The sequence below is a fragment of the Amycolatopsis circi genome (assembly GCF_003385235.1).
Taxonomy (GTDB): domain Bacteria; phylum Actinomycetota; class Actinomycetes; order Mycobacteriales; family Pseudonocardiaceae; genus Amycolatopsis; species Amycolatopsis circi.
On record NZ_PQIA01000279.1, the window covers coordinates 1 to 1,977 of the forward strand.

1 protein-coding gene is annotated in these 1,977 nt (G+C 67.1%); it reads right to left on the reverse strand.

Annotation, left to right across the window (positions count from 1 at the left end):
* Positions 1 to 151: 151 nt before the first annotated feature.
* The coding region (locus D0D37_RS46220; RefSeq protein ID WP_162834820.1) for a helix-turn-helix domain-containing protein at positions 152 to 1,977 on the reverse strand (1,826 nt) is incomplete at its 5' end.

A 1,977-nucleotide genomic window follows, 5' to 3' on the forward strand; every position in this document is an offset into this window, starting at 1 on the left:
CACCGATACGAAGCCGCCCTGCGGTTCGGGGGTGCTTGTCAAGGCATCTTTCCCGCCTTGACAAGCACCCCCGAACCGTCAGCACAATCAACCTTCGGGGTGCCCCACGCAACCAACGAGGCAATGTCGCCGCCAGGCGACGAGCCCCCCCCTACTCCCCTTCCCCAGAACGCAACACAGCCAACTCAGTCCTCCCCCGAATCCCCAACTTCGCATAAATCCGAGTCAAGTGATACTGCACAGTCTTAACCGACAAAAACAACTCCGCAGCCACCTCCCGATTGGACTGCCCCCGAGCCACCATCCGCGCCACGGCCTCCTCCTGCGGAGTCAACCGATCCACCCCGCCCCGCGGCAAATGCACCCCGCCAGCCCGCAACTCCCTCTCACACCGAGCCACATAGGTCACCGCCCCCATGGAAGCAAACCCGTCCCGAGCAGCAACCAGTTGCGTATCCGCCCGAGCCCGCCGTCCCAACCTCCGCAACGTCTGCCCGTAAGCAAACGCGATCCGAGCCTGGTCGTACCGCAACGGCAACCCCCCGATCAACTCCACCGCCGCATCAAACGCCGCCACCGCGCCCACATGATCATTCCGCGCCCCCAACAGTCGACCGCGAGCAGCAGCAAGACGAGCCCGAGCCGAAGCATGCTCCCGCTTCCCCGCAGCCCGCTCATGCGGAGCCAAAAACGCATCCGCCTCCTCCGACCGTCCACTAAGGACAAGAGCGCGCGCGTAAAGATCATGCCAAGGCCAATGCCCAGGCTCATCCACCGAAGCAGGCAACGACAACCGAGTCAATGGATGCAACGCCCGCAGCACCCCAGCAGAATCCGCCGCCGCCTCAGCAACCTGCGCCCGAGCCAGCAAAGCAGGAACCCGCATGATCTCGTAATCCTGCGGCCCAGCCGCACAAGCCAGCAACGCCTCCTCCGCCCGCCCCTGATCCCCCCGCAACGCGTGCACCGCAGCCGAAGTCCAATGCAATAACGGCGCGGTAAGCACAATCCCAGTCCGGTCCACCAACACAAGGGCTTCCCGAACCACCCGCAACGCGTCGTCCCACTCCCCGCTCAGGAACAACGTCCGCGCCAACCAAGCCTGCGCCCACAAGGAAATCCGCGCCGACCCGCCCAAATAACTAGTAGGCACCGCACTTTCCAAATCCACCCGGGCATCGTCAATCCGGTCCGTGAGCAGATTCAGCCACCCCCGCGCCATCACGACCCGTTGCGCCTGCGCACCGTGCCGAATCCGCTCGGCCAACTGCCCGTAGTCCCGCCGAGCCTGCTTGGCCCGCCCCGAAGCAGCGAGCCCAAGCCCCCGGATCGCCGCCGCCTCCACTGCGGCCGGAGTCTCCGGCACCGCCAATTCGAGAGCCCGATCCGCCCACCGCACGAGATCATCCGCGGAATACCGGCAAAGCGCGTCAAGCACATACCGCTGACATATCAACGCGGCCGTCTCCGGATCCCGCGAGGCGTTGACGATATCCCACGCCCGGCTCAACCGTCCGCCAGCTTCCGCGGCCCGGCCACGCACCACCGCGAGATAGCCGAGCACCGCATCCCGCAACGGAGTCTCGCGCACACTTTCGACTTCCGGCGCAAGCGCAGCGGCCCGAAACACGTCACCAGCACCAATCAACGCGTCCACCGCCCGAGTGATCCGAGCCTGCCGCAGCTCAGCATCCTCAGTAAGCCGCCCAGCATCGTTGAGCAGCACCGCCGCCGTCCCCCACGCCCCCGCCGCAGCCCGCTCCACCGCCAGCGCGTCAAGCCGATCCGCGACACTCGCATCCGGCACCGGGCTGGCCGCGACCAGCAACCGCAGACTCCGCGCCGTATCCTCGACCAGCTCCGCCGCCCGCCGCTTCAGCTTCGACCGCCCCTCCGGCCCCAACCCGGCCAGCACCGCCGCGCGAACCATCGGATCCGGCGGCCCCACTTCGGCGAGCCCGCCCGGCGCAACCCCGA